Here is a 502-nt window from a genome sequence, read left to right as displayed (position 1 = left end):
CTTGTAATCTTGGAGACTGTCAGCCCAAACTGCCTGCGCCAAGCCCAAAGACAACAGGGCTACCATCATTTTTTTTAATAATTTATTCATTCTAAAATCCATTTCTTTCAAATTATTGTTTCTATTTTATCCTAGTTTTTTCAGACGGCCTCAACTAGTGAATTCCTCAAAAAATCCGTTGACATCATAGCTGGCTAAAATCTGCTGCAATTCCGGGGCACGTACCCATGGATCAACCGCCATCGGCGGCATAGGCGGTTCGATACCATCTTCGTTTTGGTTACGGCACCAATCTGCCATGGCAAAAACTTGGATTAAAACAGGTTCGGCAAGTGCTTTGTCGATGTCCAGTTCGCTCATGGCTTGGGCAAAGCAGGCGATCCATTCGTTGCGGACTTGTACGTTGACGGCAAAAGGCATATGGCGGGCGCGCAGTTGGGGATGGCCGTATTTTTCGACAAAAAGTTGCGGGCCGCCGAGCCAGCCGCTAAAAAATTCGTAG

The 502-nt window shown here is 46.8% G+C and carries 1 protein-coding gene; it reads right to left on the bottom strand.

All coding sequences use genetic code 11. The features are described from left to right. Window positions 1-150 precede the first annotated feature (150 nt). Window positions 151-502 (bottom strand): globin domain-containing protein (locus tag ACTHUR_RS18880; RefSeq protein WP_440400311.1); only part of this gene is annotated, 352 nt, incomplete at its 5' end.

It is taken from the genome of Neisseria sp. P0021.S007 (assembly GCF_051956855.1).
This window is presented reverse-complemented; position numbering and strand designations above follow the sequence as displayed.